Below are 20849 nucleotides of genomic sequence, written 5' to 3'. Positions count from 1 at the left end.
GGCGGCATGGATTCCGCGCGCGTCGGGGACGACCTGGTCAAGGTGCTGTTCACCGAGGAGCAGATCAAGGGCAAGATCGATGAGCTCGCCGCCCGCATCGCCGCCGACTACGCCGGCCGGGACCTGCTGCTGGTGGGCATCCTGCGTGGCGCGGTGATGGTGATGGCGGATCTGGCGCGGGCGCTGGAGCGGGACGTGGAGATGGACTGGATGGCCGTCTCCTCCTACGGATCGGGCACCAAGTCCAGCGGTGTGGTCCGCATCCTCAAGGACCTCGACTCCGACCTCACCGGCCGGCACGTGCTGATCGTGGACGAGATCATCGACACCGGGCTGACCCTGACCTGGCTGAGCTCCAACCTCAGCTCGCGCGGGCCCGAGACCGTCGAGATCGCCACCCTGCTGCGCAAGCCGGACGCCCAGCAGATGCCGGTGGAGGCCAAGTACGTCGGCTGGGACATCGGCAGCGAGTTCGTGGTCGGCTACGGCCTCGACTACAACGAGCGCTACCGCAACCTGCGCGACATCGGCGTGCTCGCTCCGCACGTCTATTCGTGAGCGGCCCGGGGCGCGCGCCGGATTGCGCTGTGAGCGAAAAATACGCCGATTGGGCGCCGCCTGGGACAATGGACGCCGCTGAGACGTTGTAGATGTCGTCGAGTCCTGCGAGAAGATGGTCGGAAGAAGCCTGTGAAGCGCATTGTCAAAGGTCCCTGGTTGTGGATCGTGCTCGCCGTCGTCGGCGTGCTGCTGGCCCTGCAGTACCTCGCTCCCCGAGGCGGTGGCGACGAGATCTCCACCGGCCAGATGATCTCCTACATCCAGAAGGACCAGGTCAAGGACATCACGTTCGTCGACGGTGACCAGCAGATCAAGGCCACCCTCGTCGACGGCACGCGGTCCGCGGGCGACAAGGTCACCACCCACTGGGTCGAGGGCGACCAGGAGTCCATCATCAAGATGGTCCGCTCCGACGACAACAAGAACCTCGAGGAGTTCAACTCCGAGGTCGCGCAGGCGTCGGTGCTCGGGTCGATCCTCAGCTTCCTGCTGCCGTTCATCCTCATCGTGGTGCTGTTCCTGTTCCTGATGAACTCCGTCCAGGGCGGTGGCGGCCGCGGCGTGATGCAGTTCGCCAAGTCCAAGGCGAAGCTGATCACCAAGGACATGCCGAAGACCACCTTCGCCGACGTCGCCGGCGTGGACGAGGCGGTCGAGGAGCTCCAGGAGATCAAGGAGTTCCTCGCCGAGCCGGCCAAGTTCCAGGCGGTCGGCGCGAAGATCCCCAAGGGCGTGCTGCTCTACGGCAACCCCGGCACCGGCAAGACGCTGCTCGCCCGGGCGGTCGCCGGCGAGGCGGGCGTCCCGTTCTACTCCATCTCCGGCTCGGACTTCGTGGAGATGTTCGTCGGTGTCGGCGCCTCCCGGGTGCGGGACCTGTTCGAGCAGGCCAAGGAGAACGCCCCGGCGATCGTCTTCATCGACGAGATCGACGCGGTCGGTCGCCACCGTGGCGCCGGCATGGGCGGCGGCCACGACGAGCGCGAGCAGACGCTGAACCAGTTGCTGGTGGAGATGGACGGCTTCGACGTCCGCGGTGGGGTCATCCTGATCGCGGCGACCAACCGGCCCGACGTGCTCGACCCCGCGCTGCTGCGCCCGGGCCGGTTCGACCGTCAGGTCCAGGTCGACCCGCCGGACCTGACCGGTCGCATCCAGATCCTCCAGGTGCACGCTCGCGGCAAGCCGCTCGCCGGCGACATCGACCTGGCCAGCGTGGCTCGGCGTACGCCCGGCTTCTCCGGTGCCGACCTGGCGAACGTGCTCAACGAGGCGGCCCTGCTCACCGCACGCAGCGACGAGAAGCTGATCACCAACAGATCGCTCGACGAGGCGATCGACCGGGTGATCGCCGGTCCGCAGAAGCGGACCCGGCTGATGAGCGAGCACGAGAAGCTGATCACCGCCTATCACGAGGGCGGGCATGCTCTGGTCGCCGCGGCACTGCCGCACAACGACCCGGTGCACAAGATCACCATCCTGCCGCGCGGGCGTGCGCTCGGCTACACCATGGTGCTGCCGGACGAGGACAAGTACTCCCAGACCCGCTCGGAGATGCTCGACAAGCTCGCCTACATGCTCGGCGGCCGGGCGGCGGAGGAGATGATCTTCCACGACCCGACGACCGGCGCCGGCAACGACATCGAGAAGGCCACCAACCTGGCCCGTGCGATGGTCACCCAGTACGGCATGACCGAGCGGCTCGGCGCGATCAAGCTCGGCGAGTCCAACTCCGAGCCGTTCCTGGGCCGCGACCTCGGCCACTCGCGCAACTACTCCGAGGACGTCGCCGCCATCGTCGACGAGGAGACCAAGAAGCTGCTCGCCAACGCCCACCAGGAGGCCTACGACGTCCTGGAGGAGAATCGGGACGTGCTCGACACCCTGGTGCTGGCGCTGGTGGAGAAGGAGACCCTCGGCAAGGCCGAGATCGCCGAGATCTTCAGCGCGCTGCGGCGCCGCCCGGATCGTCCGGCCTGGACCGGCTCGGAGACGCGCAAGCCGTCGGACCGGCCGGCGGTCACCATCCCGGAGTGGATCCTGGAGCGGGACAAGGCGGCCAGCGCACCGCGGGATGGCGGTGTCGCGCCCGGCTTCGGCGTCGCCGCCCCGGGGGTCGCCGGTCCCGGCGTGGCCGCGCCGCCGATCAACGGCCAGGTGAACGGTCAGATCGGTGGACAGCCCCACGGGCAGCAGGGGCAACCGGGCCAGCACGGTCAGCACGGGCAGGCGGGTGGCCAGGTCGGCGAGGAGGACGGCGGCACACCGCCGCCCCCGCCCCCGCACCTGGGATGATCGCTCGATGACCTTCGACCAGGCCCGTGCCGAGGCGGCCGTTCGGGAGCTGCTCTGCGCCATCGGCGAGGATCCCGACCGGGAGGGGCTGATCGACACCCCGGCGCGGGTGGCCCGGGCGTACGCCGAGCTGACCGTCGGGCTGCACCAGGAGCCCGAGGACGTCCTGACCACCACCTTCGACATCGGCCACGACGAGATGGTGCTGGTCCGCGACATCGAGCTGTGGTCGATGTGCGAGCACCATCTCGTGCCGTTCACCGGCGTGGCGCACGTGGGCTACATCCCGGCCGCCTCCGGCAAGATCACCGGCCTGTCGAAGCTGGCCCGGCTGGTCGACGTCTACGCCAAGCGTCCGCAGGTCCAGGAGCGGCTGACCACTCAGGTCGCCGACGCCCTGACCCGGCTCCTCGAGGCCCGCGGCGTGATCGTGGTGATCGAGGCCGAGCACCTGTGCATGACGATGCGCGGAGTGAAGAAGGCGGGCGCTCGCACCATCACCTCGGCGGTCCGCGGCACCATGCGCTCCAACCCCTCCACCCGCGCCGAGGCGATGGCCCTGATCCGCGGCGGCACGCGCTGACGCAGCGGGCGGGCTGGCTGGCGGTGGGGCAGTTTCACCGGTTCACCGGTGAAACTGGAACTTCCTGCGCGTTGCAACCCTCGAGAAGCGGCAGTTTCCCGCGAGAAGTACGACGACCGGCGACCGCGCAGAGCACCGCCGCCACCGCGCACAGTCCCGCGGCGCCGTAGAAGGCGGGATCGTAGGTGCCGGTGACGTCGCGGACCCACCCCGCCGCCGAGGCAGCCACCGCCGCGCCGAGCTGGTGGGCGGCGAAGACCCAGCCGAAGACGACGGCGGTCCGGTCGGCGAAGTGGCGCCGGCACAGTGCGACGGTGGGCGGCACCGTCGCCACCCAGTCCAGCCCGTAGAAGAGCACGAAGACCCAGGTCGAGGGGCTGGTGTGCGGGCTGAGCAGGGAGGGCAGCGCCAGCAGCGCCAGCCCGCGGCCGAGGTAGTAGACACAGAGCAGCAGCGTCGGCTCGACCCGGTCGGTGAGCCAGCCGGACGCGATGGTGCCGCCGATGTCGAAGACGCCGACCAGTGCGAGCAGGCTGGCGGCCACGGTGGGCGGCATGCCGTGGTCGGTCGCGGCGGGGATGAAGTGGGTGCCGATCAGGCCGTTCGTGGTCGCCCCGCAGATCGCGAAGCTGCCGGCGAGCAGCCAGAACACCCGGCTGCGCGCCCCGATGGCCAGTGCCGCGAGCGCGGTCCGGGCGCCGCCGCCGCGCACCCGGTCGGGACCCGGATCGGCGGCGGTCGCGCCGTACGCCCGGAGGCCGAGGTCGTGCGGGTGGTCGCGCATCAGGACCAGCACCAGTGGGATGACCGCGGCCGCGCCGCAGCCGACCACCACCGCGGCGGTGCGCCAGCCGGCGGCATCGGTGAGGTGGGCCAGCACCGGTAGGAAGATCAGCTGGCCGGTGGCGTTGCCGGCCGTCAGGACGCCGCTGACCAGCCCGCGCCGGGCGACGAACCAGCGGGTCGCGACGGTGGCGACGAAGGCCATCGACATCGCCCCGGTGCCGACGCCGACGAAGATCCCCCACAGCACCAGGAGCTGCCACGACGCGGTCATGAAGACCGTCAGTCCGGCGCCCGCCGCCACCAGCATCAGGGCGAGGGTGACCACCGGCCTGATGCCGAAGCGATCCATCAGCGAGGCGGCGAACGGCGAGATCAGCCCGAAGAGCGTCATGTTGATCGACATCGCGGCGCCGATGGTGGCGTGCGACCAGCCGAACTCCATGTGCAGCGGGTCCATCATCACGCTCGGCGCCGCGCGGAACCCGGCCGCGCCGAGCAGGGTGACGAAGGTGACCGCGGCGATCAGCCAGGCCCGGTGCGGTCGACCGCGTACGGCGGACCGGGGGTGCTGCAGGGTGGGAGAGCTCACCTGAGAGATCCTGCTTGCTGACGATCCGGCGCAGAAGTGGCAGAATTGCCGATATGCGAAAGATTTCTGCCAACCGGCCGCACCGGGTGGCGGTCCTGCTGCTGGCGCCGGTGATCGGCTTCGATGCCGCCATCCCCTCGCAGGTCTTCGCCGGTGCGGTGAGCGCCGAGGACGAGCCGCTCTATCGGGTGACCACCGTCGGCCTGGCCGGCACGGCACCGGTCCCGACCCGCTACGGCTATGCGATGGTGCCCGAGGCCGGCCCCGAGGCGCTGGCCGAGGCGGACACCGTGATCGTGCCCGGCACGCGCTTCCCGGCTGCTCGGTACGACGGCCGGCTGACCGAGGAGCTGGCGTCGGCGTGGGATCGGGTCCGTCCGGGCACCCGGCTGGTCTCGATCTGCACCGGCGCCTTCGTGCTGGCGGCCGCCGGCGTCTTCGACGGCCGGCGCGCCACCACCCACTGGCACTATGCCGAGCCGTTCCGCAGGCTCTTCCCGCAGGTCACGCTGAGCGAGGATCGGCTCTTCGTGGAGGACGACGGGGTGTACTCCTCGGCCGGCCTGGCGGCGGGCATCGACCTGTGCCTGCACCTGATCCGGACCGACCACGGCGCCGAGGTGGCCAACCGCGCCGCCCGGGAGATGGTGGTGCCGGCCTGGCGTGACGGCGGGCAGGCGCAGTTCATCGAGCGGCCGATCCCGGTCCAGGACGGGCCGAGCACCGGGGCGGCGCGGGAGTGGGCGCTGGCCCATCTGGGGGAGCCGATCGAGGTGGCCGATCTGGCCCGCCGGGCCTCGATGAGCCTGCGCACCTTCAACCGCCGGTTCCGCGAGGAGACCGGGGGCTCGCCCGGTGCGTGGCTGCTGGACCAGCGGCTCGAGCACGCCCGACACCTGCTGGAGTCGAGCGACCTGGGGGTGGAGGAGGTGGCCCGTCGCTCGGGCCTGGGCACCGGCACCACCCTGCGACAGCGCCTGCGCGCGCGGGTCGGGGTCAGCCCGTCGGCGTACCGCCGGGCCTTCCGCAGCCCGGAAGGCGACCGATCCCGCGCGACAGGGTAGGTTCGGGGCCGTGTCGGACACCCCGATGGCGCTGTTCGCCCCGCTCGGTCGGCCCAGGGTGATGGGGATCGTCAACGTCACCCCGGACTCCTTCAGCGACGGTGGGCGCTACCTGGCCGCGGACGACGCCATCTCCCACGGCCGCGCCCTGCTGGCCGACGGCGCGGACATCCTCGATATCGGCGGCGAGTCGACCCGGCCGGGCGCCACCCGGCCGTTGGTGGCCGAGGAGCTGGCCCGGGTCATCCCGGTGATCGCGGAGCTGGCGGCGGACGGGGCGGTGATCTCGGTGGACACGATGCGCGCCGAGGTGGCGGCCGCGGCGCTGACCGCCGGTGCCCGGATCGTCAACGACGTCTCCGGGGGGCTGGCCGACCCCGAGATCCTCACGGTCACCGCCGAGCGAGGGGGGGCGTTCGTCGCGATGCACTGGCGCGCACACAGCACGACGATGCAGGACCGCGACCATCTCCACTATCCGGGCGGGGTGGTGGCCGACGTCCGGGCGGAGCTGGAGCTCCGGATCGAGGCGGCCCTGGCCGCCGGGATCGCTCCGGACCGGCTGATCCTGGACCCGGGACTCGGCTTCTCCAAGACGGCCGAGGACAACTGGGCGCTGGTGGCCGGCGTCGCGCAGATCCAGTCGCTCGGCCACCCGGTCCTGGTGGGCGCCAGCCGGAAGGCGTTCCTGGGCCGGCTGCTCGCCGACCCGGACGGGGTGCCGCGTCCGACCGACGAGCGGGAGAGCGCCAACCTGGCCGTCACCGCCGCGCTGGCGGCCCGCGGCGTGTGGGGCGTGCGGGTGCACGACGTGCGCGCCAACCGCGACGTCCTCGCCGCCGTACGACGACTCCAGGAGGCAGCGAGATGACCGACGAACTGGCCATCAGCGGCATCGAGTGCTTCGGATTCCACGGGGTCTTCGACTTCGAGCGTCGACAGGGCCAGGTCTTCGTCATCGACCTGGTGCTGGGCCTCGACACTCGCGCGGCGGCGGTCTCCGACGACTTGCAAGACACCGTCGACTACGGAAGTCTCACCGGCAAAGTCAAGGCAGGAGTGGAGACTGACCCGGTCGACCTGATCGAGACACTCGCCCAGCGCATCGCCGATCTCTGTCTCTTGGAGGCCGGTGTTGAATGGGTGCGTGTCACGGTCCACAAGCCGGGCGCACCCATCGACGCGACCTTCTCGGACGTCGCGCTGACGATCACCCGGAGGCAGAACCAGTGACTGAGACGCCCAACCCGAACATCATCGACGCTGACACGCTGACGGGGGAGATGCGGCCGATCCGGCGGACGGTCCTGGCGCTGGGGTCGAACCTCGGGGAGAGATTCGCGAGTCTGCAGGGCGCGGTCAGCGCGTTGGCCGACACCCCGGACCTCTGGGTCACCGGCATCTCGCCGGTCTACGAGACCGAGCCGGTGGACAGTCCCGAGGGCGCCGGTCGCTTCCTGAACGCCGTGGTGCTGGCCGATACCACCCTGTCCGCGGCCCGGGTCCTCGACCGCGCCCAGGCGATCGAGGATGCCTACGCCCGTGAGCGCTCGGACGTGACCAACGCGCCGCGGACGCTCGACATCGACGTGATCGTCGTCGGCGACCGGCGCAGCGATGACGAGTTCCTGGTGCTGCCGCACCCGCGGGCACACCAGCGGGCGTTCGTCCTCCGGCCGTGGGCGGACGTCGAGCCCGGCGCCGAGATCCCCGGGGTCGGACCGATCGCGGACCTGCTCGCCGGCCTCGACACCGACGGCATGGTGCTGCGCGAGGACCTGGTCCTCGAGGTCGGGTGAGCTCGCCCAGGCCCCGGGTCGATCGACGGCCCGGCCGTCCGGGGCAGACCGGGTGAAACCACGGCTGCGGCCGATCTCGGCGGCCGCGATCACCGCATGGGCCATCGTGGGCCTGATCGGCGGCTGGGTGCTCCACCCGCTGCTGGAGCACTGGCGTGGGGTGGCGCCGGTGGTGACCTGGGTGCAGCCACTGGTGCTGGCGCTGATCGCGTTGATCCTGGCGGGCACGGCGTGGACCACCTGGCGTCAGCTGCAGGTACGGCGCGAGCACCTGGAGCCGCACCATGCGGTCAACCGGCTGGTGCTGGCCAAGGCCTGCATCCTGGTGGGGGCGCTGCTCGCTGGTGGGTACGCCGGGTACGCGGTCAGCTGGCTCGGCTACAGCGGCGATCCGCTGGCCGGACAGCGGATCCTGCGCTCGCTGCTGGCCGCGGCGGCCGGCGTCGGCATCCTGGTGGCCAGCCGAGTGCTGGAACGCGCGTGTCGCGTGCGAGAAGACGACTCCGAGGACGACTAGTCTCGCCCTATGGGTTCCTCATCAGCAACATCTGTCACACGGCGCCGCCAGCGCAGCGCGCGGGTCGGTGTCGCAGTGGTGCTGCTCGTGGTGGCTGCCATCCTGGTCGTCGGTGCCGCCGTGACCGGTTCGTGGCTGTTCGTCACGCTGGCCGCCGCGGTGGCGGTGCTGCTCGGCGCCGCCGCCACCAAGATCACCCATGCCGAGGTGCTCGCCACCCGGCGTGCCGCCGCCACGGACCGCGCGCAGCAGGCCCAGGCCTACCGTCGGCTGACGGAGGAGCGCGCCGCGGAGAACGCGGCCTTCCGGGATCACATGAGCAGCACGCTGGCCGAGAAGGAGGCCACCGTGAGCGAGCTCGAGGCCGCCCTGGCGGCCGCCCACCAGCGGGCCGCGCGGGCGGTGCGGCTGCGCGGCGAGGAGGCTCGCCGCGCGGTGCAGGCCGAGCGGCACGGTGAGGTCCTGCAGACCCAGCTCACCGACGCCGAGGAGCGCGCCGCCGAGGCGATCCTGCGAGTCGCCGAGCTCGAGACCGAGCTGGACGCCGTACGCGCCGAGCTGGAGGCGGAGCGCAGCTCCGCCGCCGCGTGGCGCAAGGCGCAGAGCGCCTGAGGCCTGCCGCCGGACGAGGCACCGGGAGACCCCCGCGATCAGTCCCGGGCCGGGTCGGTGGCCGAGATCGCGCCGGCGACCGTCTCGGCGGCCTCGACCGGCCTGACCTCGGTGGTCGACGCAGCCCCGCCCGGGTCGGGTAGGGCCGGCAGGGCCCGTCGCCGGCGCCACGGAAGCCTGCGGCGCAGTGCGTCGTCCTCCCGCGCCAGCAGCGTCCCGCCCGCCGCGATCCATGGTCCGGCCTCCGGGGGATTGCGCCGATGGCTGAGCATCCAGCCGACGATGCCCTGCTCGACGAACCGGAGCCAGGTGGTCGCGTCCCATCCTTCCTCCGCGGCCCGGACCACCAGGCCATGCAGCACGATCGCCTGCGGCCAGCCGAGGAACTGCTGCTCGGCCGACGGTTCGGCGAGCAGGTCGACCCGTCTGGTGTCGGCCGTCGAGAGCCAGCCGTCGAGCAGCGCCGACTGGGCGGGCGCTCGGGACAGCCAGGTGGCGAAGTCGACGTCCTCGCGGTCGAGCAGCGCGAGTTGCCAGCCGACCGCGGCCGCGATCCAGGGAGCGGTCACCAGCACCGAGCCGACTCGTGGGCCCGGTGCCATCCGGCGGAGGATCGCCCGGGGGTCGAGGGGAGCGGTGCTCGCCGGCCGTGGCTCGTCGTACAGCGGAGGCCTCGTCTTGCGCGAGGCAGCGATCACGGTGTCGGCGTAGGCGGCGGTCGCCGAGACGGAGATCCGCGGCGGTCCCGCAGGCTCGGGCTCGGCGGGGCCGGATTCGGCTGGACCGGATTCGGCGGCCTGCGGGCGGGGCTCGATCGGTGGCTCGAGCCAGCCGAGGTCACCCACGATCCGCACGCCGAGGCTGGTCAGTTCGTCGACATCGCGCGCGGTCCACTCGAGACAGCGTTCGACGTACTCGAGCGGGAGGCGTGGCGTCTGCGCCGCCGGGTCGCGAGGGAGCTCGCGCATGGTGTCCGAGACACCATAGCGGAGGTAGCGATACTGCGCACGGTCGCTCCAGCCGTTGTTGCGGAAGGACGCGTTCACCAGGCGGAGCACCTCGGCCTCGTCGGAGGTCAGCGATCGGTTGGCCGACCGGTCCGCGACCTGGAGCGTGCGATCGCGCAGGCCGAGGAACGACTCGAACACGCTGGACAGCCAGGTGCGGTCGCCCTCGTTCACGACGACGACGGTGAGGTTCTCCGGGCCGACGACCCTCGCCCACGACTCGGTCAGCCGCCCGAACCCGTGCCGCCGCCAGAACCCGTGATCCGGATCCTCGGTCAGCTCCCTGAGCCAGGGCTCGAACGTGGCCGGGGAGCCGTTCACCAGGCGCTGCTGCCACTGCGAGGGGAGCAGTTTGTCGTAGCGACGCACCATCCGGACCACGTGCAGCCGGTCCGGTCCCAGGTCGTCACGGAGCCGGAGGATCGCCTCGTGGTCGGCGTTGGCGAACGACTCGGAGCTGGCGACGACGCGGTAGTCGTCGTACGCCGCACACTCGGCGACCAGATCCGTCCAGGCCTTCGGGTCCGCCCTCGGTCCGCCCCGGCGTCCGCGGTGGCCGATCAGCCCGACGGCCTGGCGGTAGGCCTGGACGGTGCGGCCGAGGTAGTGCGCGCCCTGGTCGTGCATCTCCTCGCGGCGAGCGTCCATCGCATGCTGCAGCGCGGTCGTGCCGGTCTTGTGTGGACCGATGTGGACCAGTCGAACGTTCGCTGGCAGCAGCAGCTCGGGGGTCACTAGTGCTCCTCAGCATGATCGGGCGAATCCGGAGTATCCCATCATGGTCTCGGCTTCCGCCGTGCGGCGGCTTGGCGGAGTCTGCGGCGAGACAACGAGTACCAACGAGTACTATCGGCCCGCGCAGGCGAAGCACCACCAGAGGGGACGGCATGGCGCGCTCTTCGGTCCGCCGACGGCTGCTCCCCTGGGTGGGCGCGGTGCGCCGACGCGGCTGGCCCGCGCCTCTCCGCCGCGCCGGTGCCCTCGTCGATCGACTGGCGGGCCGGTCCCGGCCGCTGGTGACGGTGGTGGTGAGCGAACCTCGGGATCCGGAGTCCGGGGAGTCCACCGGCTCGGCCCTGGCGGCCAGCCTGGCGTCGATCGAGGCTCAGCCATATCGACCGATCGAGGTGCTCGTCGTCGGTTGCGTCGCCGGCGAGGCTCGCTCCGGCGGGCCCGAGCCGGGAGCCGGCGTTCGGATCCGACGGCTCGGCCCCTACCAGAGCGTCGACCGTGGGCACCGGGAAGCGGTCTCGCTCGCCCGGGGTCGCTATCTGCAGTTCCTTCCCGCCGGCTTCCGGCTCCCGACCCGTTCCCTGACGCGAGCGATCGCCAGCCTGGAGCGGACCGGTTCGCAGCTCGCCAGCGGCCGGCTGGCCCGACCGGCCGGGTTCTCGCCCTCGGTGCTGCCGCCCTACGACCCGGTGCACGAGGTCGACAGGACCTCGGTGAGCCTGCCCGAGCTGCCGCTGGTGGCCTGGGACGCGGAGCTGTGCACCCGGCTGTGCCGGACCGACCTGCTGCGGCGGGCGATCGCGGCCGGACCACCGACCGCCCTCGGGCTCTGGGCCGAGGCGGAGCACGCCGACCTGCTGGCGGATCCGATGGCGCTGGCGCCGGCGACGCCGGACGGCCGCTTGCCCGATCCCACGGCGGGGCTGTCGTCATGGTTGGCCGAGAACGGAGCGAGCGAGCAGCTCGCCGTACGGCTGGGGGAGCAGGCGGCGTCCGCGTGGCGCGCCGGCCAGCTCGACGGGCCGGTGGCGGCGATGCTCGCCGAGCCCGAACGGCTCGATGCCCGCGACTGGGGTCGGTTGCGCGACCGGGTGACAGGCCTGGTCGCCGGCATCGACGCCGAGGCGATGAGCAGGGTGCGGGTGGAGTCGCGGATCCGCGCACGCCTGCTGATCGAGGACCGGCGCACCGAGCTCGAGGAGTTCGCGGCGGCGCGCTGGTACGAGCGGGACAACCTGGCGACCCAGGTGCGAGACGGCCAGGTGTACGCCGATCTCGACCTCGTCGTGCCGGAGCGGATCCTCCGGATGGACCCGCCGCTGACTCCGGCCCGGGTCCTCGTGCGGGCGGTGCGGAGCCCGGCCCCGGGCGTCTTCGAGATCACCGTGCTGACCCGGATCGAGCTGGTCGACATGGCGGTCGCGTCGCCGTCGGTCGGGGCCAGGCTGCATCGGGTCGACGCGGGCGGCTCGAGCATCGACCTGCGGGTGACCACGCACCCGGATCCGAGTGCGAACCTGGTCATCGACCATGCCTACCAGGACTACCGGCCGGGAGGGGCGACCTTCCGCGTCGAGGCGGAGGACCTGACGCCGGGCAGCTGGGTGCTCGAGGTCGAGGTCGAGGTGAACGGCGTACGGCGTGCCACGACCCGGGCCGAGCTGGATCCGCGCGGAACGGCGCGACTCTTCGGGACGCCGTACCTCGCCGACCATCGGCTCTCCGGGACGCGGCTCGGGATCCGGTACGACGGCCGAGTGCTCCTCGAGGCCGCACCTGCCGAGGAGCCGGCGGTGTCGGTCGACTCGGTGCTGGTCGGCGACGGACACGCCACCCTGACCCTGGCGGCTGGGCACGGCCTGACATCGGTGCGAGCCGGCGATCAGGAGGCCCCGGTGGTCGGCGACACCGCCCGGCTCCGTCTGCCGGACCGCGACGCCGAAGCGCTCACCGGCCTCTCCGCGGGCGGCCCGGGCCGCCCGCGGAGAGGCATCGACCTCGCGTGGCCGGTGGGCGCCTGGACGGAGTGCCGGATCCCCGCCACCGGCCCGAACCCCGGCGGGGTGACGGTGACGCGGACCGCCGACGGCACCATCGCCACGCTGCCGGCGCTGGGTCACGCCGAGCTGTGCGGCCTCACCCTCGAGGGGCAGCACCTGGTGGTGCACGGTCGCTGGCTCGGTGGCGTGCCCGACCGGCCGGTGGCACTCGCCGTGACCAACGGGCGTGCCCACGTCTCGGCCGAGGTGATCTCGCGATCCGATGGCACCCTCACCGCGTCTCTTCCGCTGCGCTGGTCGGAGTGGGGCGGACCGCCCGACGGGTGGGGCGAGGCTCCGGTGCCGCAGGGGGAGTATCGGTTCGAGCTCGACCTCGGCGACGGCGCCGCCGGCGTGCTGCACTGTGCGGCGAGCTACCTCGGCGACCTGCTCCGCTTCCAGCTCGGTGAGACCTTCCGGCTCCGACCGGTGCGGACCGGCGACGGCCGTCCCGCGTTCTTCCTCGGCAGGCCGCTGCGACTCGAGGACTCCGGCGCCTACCCACAGCGCCTGCTGCAGGAGCGCCTGTTGGCCAGCACCGGCCCGGTCGACGAGGGGGTCGTCTATCTGATGACCTACGCCGGCAGCTCGGCGACCGACAGCCAGCTGGCCATGCACCGGCACCTGCGCCGTACCCGCCCGGACCTGAGCCTCGTCTGGGGCGTGGCCGGCGCCGACTCCCGGGTGCCGGAGGGCGGCAGTGCGGTGATGCTCAACTCACCCGAGTGGTACGACGTCCTGGCCACTGCCGGCTGGATCGTGCAGAACATCGACTTCGACCGCTGGTGGCGCAAGCGGCCCGGCCAGCGCTATCTGCAGACCTTCCACGGCTACCCGAGCAAGTCGATGGGTCTGCGCCAATGGCGAGCCAAGGGCTTCACCCCGCGACGGCTCCGCGCCGAACTGGACAAGGCCGCTTCGCAGTGGGATCTGATCCTCACGCCGGCGCCGGAGATGGACGAGCACTACCGGCGTGAGTACGACTACGCCGGTGCGATCTGCGCCGAGGGGTACCCGCGAGACGATGCCTTGGTGCTGCCGGGTGCCGACGTGGTCCGGGAGCGGACGCGTCGCCTGCTCGGCGTCGCGCCCCACCAGAAGGCGGTCCTCTATGCCCCGACCTGGCGGGAGCATCTGGCCACCAACTGGCGGCGCGCGGCGATGGTCGCCCATCTCGACCCGCAGGTGGTCAGTGAGTCGCTCGGAGACGACTATGTGCTGTTGCAGCGCGGCCACCGGTTCAACAGCGCGCAGGTGGCACGGCGCGGAGTCGTCGACGTCACCGACTATCCGGAGATCAACGACCTCATCCTGGCCTCGGACGCCGCCGTACTCGACTACTCGAGCCTGAGGTTCGACTACGCGCTCACCGGGCGTCCGATGGTCTTCCTGGTCCCCGATCTGGACGAGTACGTCGGCGGACTGCGCGGGTTCCTGTTCGACTATGCCACGAGCGCCCCCGGGCCCCTGGTGAGCACCGGCGCGGAGGTCGTCGCGGCCTTGGCGGACCTCGACGGGCTGAACCGGACCTATGCCGCGGAGCTCGCGGCCTTCAACGCGCGCTTCAATCGCCTCAACGACGGCGGTGCGACCGAGCGGGTGGTCGGACGCTTCTTCGGGTAGCGCGGCGCACGCGGGGAGCTAGAGCTCCGGGACCGGATAGCCGAACGCCTCGAAGTCGCGGGCGTAGAAGGTGCACAACCGTTCCAGCAGTGCCGGACTGAGCTCGACGTCCCGGCTGGCGAGACGTCCGTCGGCGGTGCTGTCCAGATGACGCTTCGGCTGCGCGTCGATGCCGAGGTCGAATCGGTCGTTCAGGTCGGCGAACATCGCCTCGAGCCCGTCCTCGAGCCGATAGACCGCCGCTCGGGCGACCTGGAACTCGTACTGGGGCCGGAGGTGATTGTCGAGCACATAGGGGTTGTCGGCGTAGCGGTCGAGGGTCACCGTCGCCCACTTCTCGACCATCGCGGCGCCGCCGAGCGCCGGGTCGCGGAAGCGATGGGCGTACTCGGAGCGGAACCGGGCGATCGGATCGCGCACCACCATGAAGATCGGGTCGAACTTGTGCAGTCGCAGCGTCGCCCTCAGCAGCGCCGCCTCGTAGTGCTGCGGGGTCACCCGGCGGTAGTCGAACTGGAGCGGGCTGGTTCGTTTGGTCATCCGGAAGTGCATCCGCCAGCCGCTGCCCTCGATCACCCGCTCCACCGACGTACCACCGGTCTTCGGGATGTGCACGAACAACGCGGCACGATCGTCCTTGGTGAAGATGGGCATCTGACCTCAGTTCTCGGTGGAACGGGCGGGGCGCTTGTCGGGTATCACCCTAGGAGATCGGGCTGGGCATCGACCATGCCGCGGCTGTGTGGCGCCCCCGCGTCTGCGGGCATGCCGGGGCCACGTTCGTCGCCCCGGTGCGTACGCTGGGCCGGTGACCTTGCTGAGCACCGCTGCGACCACGATGAGGACGATCAGCGAATCGGTGACGCGGCGTGCCAGGTCATTCCGCCGGCGGGACGAGAACGGCCACGACGACGGCAGCGTCTGGGCGACCGGCGATGTCCGGGCGGTGCTCGACGACCTGGGTGTCGAGCTCGACGGCGACGACTCGGCACGGCTCGACCTGGCCGAGATCTGGGCTCGGACCCCGCCGAAGCTCCATCTCAGGGTCGCGGCGCGCGGGCGTCGACGCCTCATCGTCGACTCGGCCGGTCGGCTGCCGCGGACCCCGGGGGCGATCGGCCGGCTGCTCTTCCATCTCGAGCCGGGTGGGTTGCTGGTGCTCGCCCCGGGAAGCCGGCCGCCGGCGACCGCCGCCGAGGCCGACGCCCTGCAGGGCTCGCTGGAGGCGCGGTATCCGGACTCGGTCGGCCGCATCCGAGCGGTCCGCGGGCACCTGGTGGTGGAGAACCGTCGGCGTCTCCATGCCTGCGTACGCGAGCCGCAGGCGGCCCAACTGCTCAGACTGCGGCCCGACCTGGGCCGGGTGTTGAGTACCCGCCCGTCGGTCACCTGTCGGGCCAAGGGTCGACTGAGTGAGAGCAGGACGGACCTGACCACGGTGCGGCCGCGGGCCTGGGTCGTGCCCGAGCTCGCGATCCGGGAGTACGACGGTGTGATCAGCGCGCCCGGGCAGGTGGTCAGGACGGACTCGCTGCTGTTGCCGGAGACGTTCCGGCACTGGAGTCGCCCGAAGCTGCACAACAAGCACCTGCAGTCGGTGGTGCAGCCCTTCTTCTCCGATGCCTCCCGGCTTCCGCCGTTCGTGCAGAAGCCGCCGCCGGGCGGGCCACGCGTGCTCGAGGGCTCCTTCTTCCATCTCGACAACGAGATCCGTGGTCACTTCGGCCACATGACCACCGAGGTGGTGGCCAAGTTGTGGGGGTGGCGGGAGGCGAAGCGCGCCGATCCCGGCCTTCGGGCGCTGCTGCACGCGAACGGACCCAGGACCACGCTGGCATCCTGGGAGCTGGATCTCCTCGCGGCCGGCGGGGTCGCCGCCGAGGACATCGTGGTGACCCCGGATCCGGTCCGGGTCGAGCATCTGCTGACCGCCACCCAGATGTTCGAGGATCCGTATTACGTTCATCCGGATCTGGCCGGGATCTGGGGCGAGATGGGTGACCGACTGGTGGCCGAGGGGAGCACGGCGACTCCGGACCGTATCTTCGTCTCCCGGCGCCTGACCAAGCGGGCCTGTCGCAACGGCGCCGAGGTCGAGGCGCTCTTCGCCGAGCTGGGATTCACCGTCATCTTCCCCGAGGACTATCCGCTGCCCGAGCAGGTCCGGATCTTCCGGCAGGCGTCGGCGGTGGCGGGCTTCATGGGAAGCGGCATGTTCACGCTGATGTTCGTCAGCGATCCGAAGCCGGTGCTGCTGGTCGGCTCCGACACGTACACCCCGCGCAACGAGTTCCTGATCGCCGGTGCGCTCGGGCACGACCTGTCGGTGGCCTGGTGCGAGGCAGAGCGAGATGCCCCCCCGGATGGGAAGCGGTTCCAGGCGGGGTTCGTCTTCGACATGGACACCGAAGGGGAGTTCATCAGGGCTGCCGCAGCCGGGCTGTAGCCGGTGGCCGCGCGTCGCACCCGGGAGCCTCAGGTTGTCACCACGCTGAGTGGGAGGCGTGTTTCTGGCAGTCGGCTGTGGCAGTGTCTAAGGACGATGAGAAGACATGACCTGCTTGCCGGAGTGCACGAGCTGTTGCAGCCGAGGACCTACTTCGAGATCGGCGTCCGCAAGGGAGACAGCCTCGGGCTCTCCCGCGCCCGGAGCGTGGCGGTCGATCCCTTCTACGAGGTGGAGCGAGAGCTGTGGTGCGACCTGCACCTCGTGCGCACGACCAGTGACGAGTTCTTCGCGCGCGAGCAGCCGTTCGCCCACTTCGAGACTCCCGTCATCGACCTCGCGTTCATCGACGGGATGCACCTGTCCGAATACGCGCTGCGCGACTTCATCAACACCGAGCGCTTCTGCCATCCGGGCAGCGTGGTGATCTTCGACGACGTCCTGCCGCGCAGCGTCGAGGAGGCGGCCCGGGACCGGATCACCGGTCCGTGGGCGGGCGACGTCTACAAGGTCATCGACACTCTGCAAGAGCTCCGGCCCGACCTCACCGTGATCGAGCTGGACACGGCGCCGACGGGCACCCTGGCGATCCTCAATCTCGCGCCCCGCAACCGCACGCTGGTTCGCGCGTACGACGACCTGGTGGCCGACTACGTGACGCCCGACCCGCAGGACGTCTCGATCGAGTATCTCCAGCGGACCCGCGCGATGGCGGCCGAGGACCTGCTGGCCGCGCCGATCTGGGACACCTTGCGAGCGGTTCGCTCGATGCCACCGGCACGGGCCCGACGCGACGTGCGCGGCGCACTCCTCGCCGCGGGGCTGACCACGGGGGACGCGGCATGACGAGGGACGAGGTCAGCCTGACGCACAGCTACGCGCGGCGCACCGAGCAGGGCGTCTGGGTGGAGCTCCTGCTTCCCGGCAGCGCCGTTGCGGAGGGGGAGACCGTCCTTCGGTTCCGGGCGAGCGACGGCCGCCGGCGAAGGATGTCGGCCTCCGCCGTGGCGACCGGCGAGGGCGCCGTACGGGTCACCGTCACCGAACCACGGCGGCTCGGCGCGGGGACCTGGTGGCTCTCCGTCCGCGACGACCAGTCATGGCGACCCCTCGGGGCGCGGGTGGTCACCGGACCGCGCCCGACGCTGACCTCGCTGGTGGTGGGGCCGGCTCCGCTGACCCGGATGGCCCCGCCGGTGCTCACGCCGCCGGCGCCGCCGGTCCAGATCGTGGCGCCGAGCTCGGCACAGGCGGAGCCGGTCGCGCCGCGGGCACTGCGCGACCGGACGGTCACCGAGCTCGCCCAGGGCGTCGGCCGCCGTGGCCGCCGGCTGGGCGGTCGCGCGGTACGCGCGCTGCGCCGGGGCGCTCCCTGACTCGCCGGCTTGGCTCAGCCGTCGTACTCGGCGGCACCGGCGTGCAGCGCGGCCTGGATCGGGTCGAGGCGACGTAGGTCGACGACATGCCCGGTGCCCGGTGAGATCAGGGTGTCCAACGAGGCCTTGGCCACCGCCGTCGACTCCAGCAGCGACTCCGGCGGCTCCTCGCCGAACGCCTTGGTCCGCATCGGCGTTCCGGTGCGCTCGGGGTTGACCACGTTCACCCGGACGCCGGCCTCGGCCCACTCGTCGGCCAGCGCCTGGGTGAGGTTGACGGTGCCGGCCTTGGCCGAGGAGTAGAGCGCGTAGCCGCTGCGGCCCCGGGTGTAGGAGCTGGAGGTGAAGAGCAGCAGCGAGCCCTTCGTCCGGCGCAGCTGCGGATAGAACTCCTGGGCGATCAGGATCGGCGCGATGTAGTTGATCTCGGTCGCGGCGTAGATGGTCTCTTCGCTGGCCGCGGCGAGCTCGCCGCGGGGGAGCACGCCGGCGGTGTTGACCACGAAGTCGATGCTGCCGAACCGCTCGACCGCGTCGGCGGCCGCGGCCACGATGTCGGCCCGGCGAGCGACGTCGGTGCCGGTCGCCGAGCGGCTGTAGGAGGCGACGTTCGCGCCGTACTTCTCGGCCAGCGTGGCGATGTCGGCGCCGATCCCGTAGGAGCCGCCGAAGACCACCAGGGTCTTCTCGGCCAGCGACGCCCGGTAGTCCTCGTCGGTGTAGGTCGGCAGCGGCTGGTGGGCGTTGAGCTGGAAGAGCTTGTCGGCCAGGTAGACGTCGATCGGCTCGGTGACCTTCATGTTCTGCTCCTCGCCGTCGACCACCCAGATGGGCACCTCGGGCTGATAGCGGAGCACCACCGAGCAGTCGTCGGTGGCCCTGAAGTCCGGGTCCCGATCGGCCACCTCGTACGCCGCACGCAGCGTCGAGGCGAGGAAGGCCTGCGGCGTCTGGCCGCGGCGCAGCCGAGACCGGTCGGGGATCTCGGCGATGGTGTTGTCGTCGGCCAGCTCGATGATGGTGTCCGCCGAGGGGATCGCCACGTCCACCGCGCGGTAGGTGCGCAGCGCGGCGAAGCAGTCGCTGATGATCCGTGCGCTCAGCAGCGGCCGGACGGCGTCGTGCAGCAGCACGTGACAGTCCTCGTCGCCGAGTGCGGCCAGGGCGCGCTTGGTGGTCTCGTTGCGGGTCTGCGCGCCCTCCAGGATCTGGGTGACCTTCGGGTACCTGCCGCCGCGGGTCATCGCGTGGACCGCGTCCAGGTACCCCGGCGCCATCAGGACGACGATCTCGTCCACCTCGGGGTGGCGATCGAGGATGCCGAGGGTGTGCTCCATGATCGACGCCCCGGCCACCTTGATCAGCTGCTTGGGCAGATCCAGCCCGACCCGGGTGCCCACGCCGCCGGCCAGCAGCACCGCCACGTTGCGCAGTTCGGTCATCTCACTCCTCGCTCGGTACGACACGGCAGTGTCCCACAGCCCACTCGTCGGCACCGACGCTCGCCGTGGCTCGTGCCACCGGCTCGGCCGGGCCCGTCACCGGGGGCGACGCAGGCGCGCGCGTGCGCGCCGGGCCAGCTCGCGCGCGAGCCGCTTGCCGGAGACTCCGTCGAGGCTCCGGTCCGGGTCCTCGAGCCGCTCCACCCTGGCACGGAGCCGCTTCACCGTCCCGATCTGGTCCTGTTCCAAGCGGCAGGCGCGATCGATCACGCCGCTCAGTGCCGACGCCGCGGAGTTGAGCGATATCTGCGCCGGTGGACCGGCGTCGGTGTCGGCTTGGAAGTCGGCCGGAAGCAACAGGCACTCCGGATCGCCGACGACTCGAAGGCTCCGCTGCTCGATCAGGTCGACCCGCTGGCGACCCAGCTCGCGGACCGGTTCGAGCGCCCACTGCGGCAGGCCCGGGATCCGCTCGTCGAACTCGCTGGGCTCGGCACCGGTGATGCCGCGGAACGCCCCACCGCGCATGAGCTTGACGTAGGTGCTCTCCGGCCAGGGCTGCTTGTGCGACTCCACGTTGAGGCGGCGTACCAGTTCGGCCGCGTTGTAGCTGAACGACTCGTTGGAGCGCTCCGCGGAGATCAGGAAGCCGTCCGGCAGACCGAGCATCCGCTCGAACGCGTGCGGAAGCAGCGCCCGGTCGGAGTCGTCGGTGACGATCAGCGTGAATCGCTCGGGTCCGACCGCGGCCAGCCAGGCCGCCGTGGTCCGTGCCAGGTCGTGGGAGCGCCAGAACGCCTTGCCGGCCTCCTCACGATGCTCGGGCAGCAACACGCTGCGCAGCCATTCGTCGTAGGTCCGCGGGTCGAGGGCACTCTTGACCCGCTCCTGCCAGTGCGAGGGGAGCAGCCGGTGCAGGGCCCGCGAGGTGGCGACCACGTAGACGTTGTCGCCGCCCAGGTCGTCGACGATGCGCTGCGCCCTCTCCGGGTTGCCCATGCTGCCGAAGTCCTCGGTGCTCACGCACACTCGGGTGGCCGTCTGCTCACGCACGGTGGCGGCGAACTCCTCCCACACCGAGATGTCGGGCACCGGCTGGCCCGGTGGCGCCCATCGCAGCACCGCCCAGCCCGGCCGTACCGCGCGGTGGTAGACATGCCAGCCGGGCTCACGTGGCGGGTGCGGGTAGGCGGCGCCGTACTGCTCGAGCCGGTCGCGCGCCTGCGCGAGCGACCTCTGGATGGTGGTGGAGCCGGTCTTGTACGGACCGACGTGCAGCAGCACCGACCCCTCGGGCAGCAGGAGGTCTTCGGGGGACATGGGTACCTCCCTGGGTCGTGCCGGGCGATCGGTGCCCGGGGGCGCTCCGGCTTCGTCG

Annotated in this window: 18 protein-coding genes; 13 read left to right on the top strand and 5 right to left on the bottom strand. The window is 71.5% G+C overall.

Annotated elements, in window-relative coordinates:
- Positions 1–6: 6 nt before the first annotated feature.
- The 3 genes from hpt to folE all read left to right on the top strand — a co-directional run bounded on the left by hpt (position 7) and on the right by folE (position 3439).
- Positions 7–558: a hypoxanthine phosphoribosyltransferase gene (gene hpt, locus QM638_RS21205; RefSeq protein WP_415145344.1), complete on the top strand. Its 552-nt coding sequence runs from the start codon at positions 7–9 to the stop codon at positions 556–558.
- 132 nt (positions 559–690) lie between these two features.
- Positions 691–2856, top strand: a complete 2166-nt coding sequence (gene ftsH, locus QM638_RS21200; protein WP_415145342.1) for an ATP-dependent zinc metalloprotease FtsH — start codon at positions 691–693, stop codon at positions 2854–2856.
- 7 nt (positions 2857–2863) lie between these two features.
- Positions 2864–3439 (top strand): GTP cyclohydrolase I FolE, encoded by a 576-nt coding sequence (gene folE, locus QM638_RS21195; protein WP_415145340.1) that lies wholly within the window; start codon positions 2864–2866, stop codon positions 3437–3439.
- A 34-nt stretch (positions 3440–3473) separates the two neighbouring features.
- Here folE and QM638_RS21190 read toward each other — a convergent pair whose 3' ends face one another.
- Entirely contained in the window at positions 3474–4814 is a 1341-nt protein-coding gene (locus tag QM638_RS21190) for an MFS transporter (RefSeq protein WP_415145338.1), read from the bottom strand.
- Positions 4815–4867: 53 nt separating this feature from the next.
- Between QM638_RS21190 and QM638_RS21185 the strand changes: the two genes are divergently transcribed.
- From QM638_RS21185 to QM638_RS21160, 6 genes are all read left to right on the top strand, one after another.
- Positions 4868–5878: a GlxA family transcriptional regulator gene (locus QM638_RS21185; protein ID WP_415145336.1), complete on the top strand. Its 1011-nt coding sequence runs from the start codon at positions 4868–4870 to the stop codon at positions 5876–5878.
- 61 nt (positions 5879–5939) lie between these two features.
- Entirely contained in the window at positions 5940–6749 is an 810-nt protein-coding gene (gene folP, locus QM638_RS21180; RefSeq protein WP_415145438.1) for a dihydropteroate synthase, read from the top strand.
- Complete coding sequence (gene folB, locus QM638_RS21175) at positions 6746–7111, top strand: dihydroneopterin aldolase (RefSeq protein ID WP_415145335.1); 366 nt, start codon at positions 6746–6748, stop codon at positions 7109–7111. The genes folP and folB overlap by 4 nt, the downstream gene beginning before the upstream one ends.
- A complete protein-coding gene (folK, locus tag QM638_RS21170) occupies positions 7108–7677 on the top strand; it encodes a 2-amino-4-hydroxy-6-hydroxymethyldihydropteridine diphosphokinase (protein WP_415145333.1) in 570 nt (189 codons plus the stop codon). Before folB ends, folK begins: the two co-directional genes overlap by 4 nt.
- Positions 7678–7729: 52 nt before the next feature.
- Complete coding sequence (locus QM638_RS21165) at positions 7730–8194, top strand: DUF3180 domain-containing protein (RefSeq protein WP_415145331.1); 465 nt, start codon at positions 7730–7732, stop codon at positions 8192–8194.
- 75 nt (positions 8195–8269) lie between these two features.
- Positions 8270–8806 (top strand): hypothetical protein, encoded by a 537-nt coding sequence (locus QM638_RS21160; RefSeq protein ID WP_415145329.1) that lies wholly within the window; start codon positions 8270–8272, stop codon positions 8804–8806.
- A 38-nt stretch (positions 8807–8844) separates the two neighbouring features.
- Here the strand turns inward: QM638_RS21160 and QM638_RS21155 are convergent, their stop codons facing one another.
- Complete coding sequence (locus QM638_RS21155; protein WP_415145328.1) at positions 8845–10548, bottom strand: hypothetical protein; 1704 nt, start codon at positions 10546–10548, stop codon at positions 8845–8847.
- A 152-nt stretch (positions 10549–10700) separates the two neighbouring features.
- Between QM638_RS21155 and QM638_RS21150 the strand changes: the two genes are divergently transcribed.
- The gene (locus tag QM638_RS21150) at positions 10701–14207 is read left to right on the top strand and encodes a CDP-glycerol glycerophosphotransferase family protein (protein WP_415145326.1); all 3507 of its coding nucleotides are present in this window, start codon (positions 10701–10703) and stop codon (positions 14205–14207) included.
- An 18-nt stretch (positions 14208–14225) separates the two neighbouring features.
- On the opposite strand, the gene QM638_RS21145 is transcribed toward QM638_RS21150, so the two are convergent.
- Complete coding sequence (locus QM638_RS21145) at positions 14226–14861, bottom strand: sulfotransferase family 2 domain-containing protein (RefSeq protein WP_415145324.1); 636 nt, start codon at positions 14859–14861, stop codon at positions 14226–14228.
- Positions 14862–15015: 154 nt separating this feature from the next.
- Here QM638_RS21145 and QM638_RS21140 point away from each other — a divergent pair, with 154 nt between their 5' ends.
- The 3 genes from QM638_RS21140 (at position 15016) to QM638_RS21130 (ending at position 18029) form a co-directional block, all read left to right on the top strand.
- Positions 15016–16653 (top strand): glycosyltransferase family 61 protein, encoded by a 1638-nt coding sequence (locus QM638_RS21140; RefSeq protein WP_415145322.1) that lies wholly within the window; start codon positions 15016–15018, stop codon positions 16651–16653.
- A gap of 96 nt (positions 16654–16749) precedes the next feature.
- On the top strand, positions 16750–17499 hold the full coding sequence (locus tag QM638_RS21135; protein ID WP_415145320.1) for a class I SAM-dependent methyltransferase: 750 nt from the start codon (positions 16750–16752) through the stop codon (positions 17497–17499).
- Complete coding sequence (locus QM638_RS21130; RefSeq protein ID WP_415145319.1) at positions 17496–18029, top strand: hypothetical protein; 534 nt, start codon at positions 17496–17498, stop codon at positions 18027–18029. Before QM638_RS21135 ends, QM638_RS21130 begins: the two co-directional genes overlap by 4 nt.
- Before the next feature lie 14 nt (positions 18030–18043).
- Here QM638_RS21130 and QM638_RS21125 read toward each other — a convergent pair whose 3' ends face one another.
- On the bottom strand, positions 18044–19471 hold the full coding sequence (locus tag QM638_RS21125; RefSeq protein ID WP_415145317.1) for an SDR family NAD(P)-dependent oxidoreductase: 1428 nt from the start codon (positions 19469–19471) through the stop codon (positions 18044–18046).
- Positions 19472–19567: 96 nt separating this feature from the next.
- Complete coding sequence (locus tag QM638_RS21120) at positions 19568–20791, bottom strand: hypothetical protein (protein ID WP_415145315.1); 1224 nt, start codon at positions 20789–20791, stop codon at positions 19568–19570.
- Between the last annotated feature and the right edge of the window lie 58 nt (positions 20792–20849).

Origin of the sequence: Nocardioides sp. (assembly GCF_047606145.1) — a bacterium.
GTDB lineage: Bacteria > Actinomycetota > Actinomycetes > Propionibacteriales > Nocardioidaceae > Nocardioides.
The sequence above is the reverse complement of the archived record's forward strand: the minus strand, read 5'-3'. Positions and strand labels throughout refer to the sequence as shown.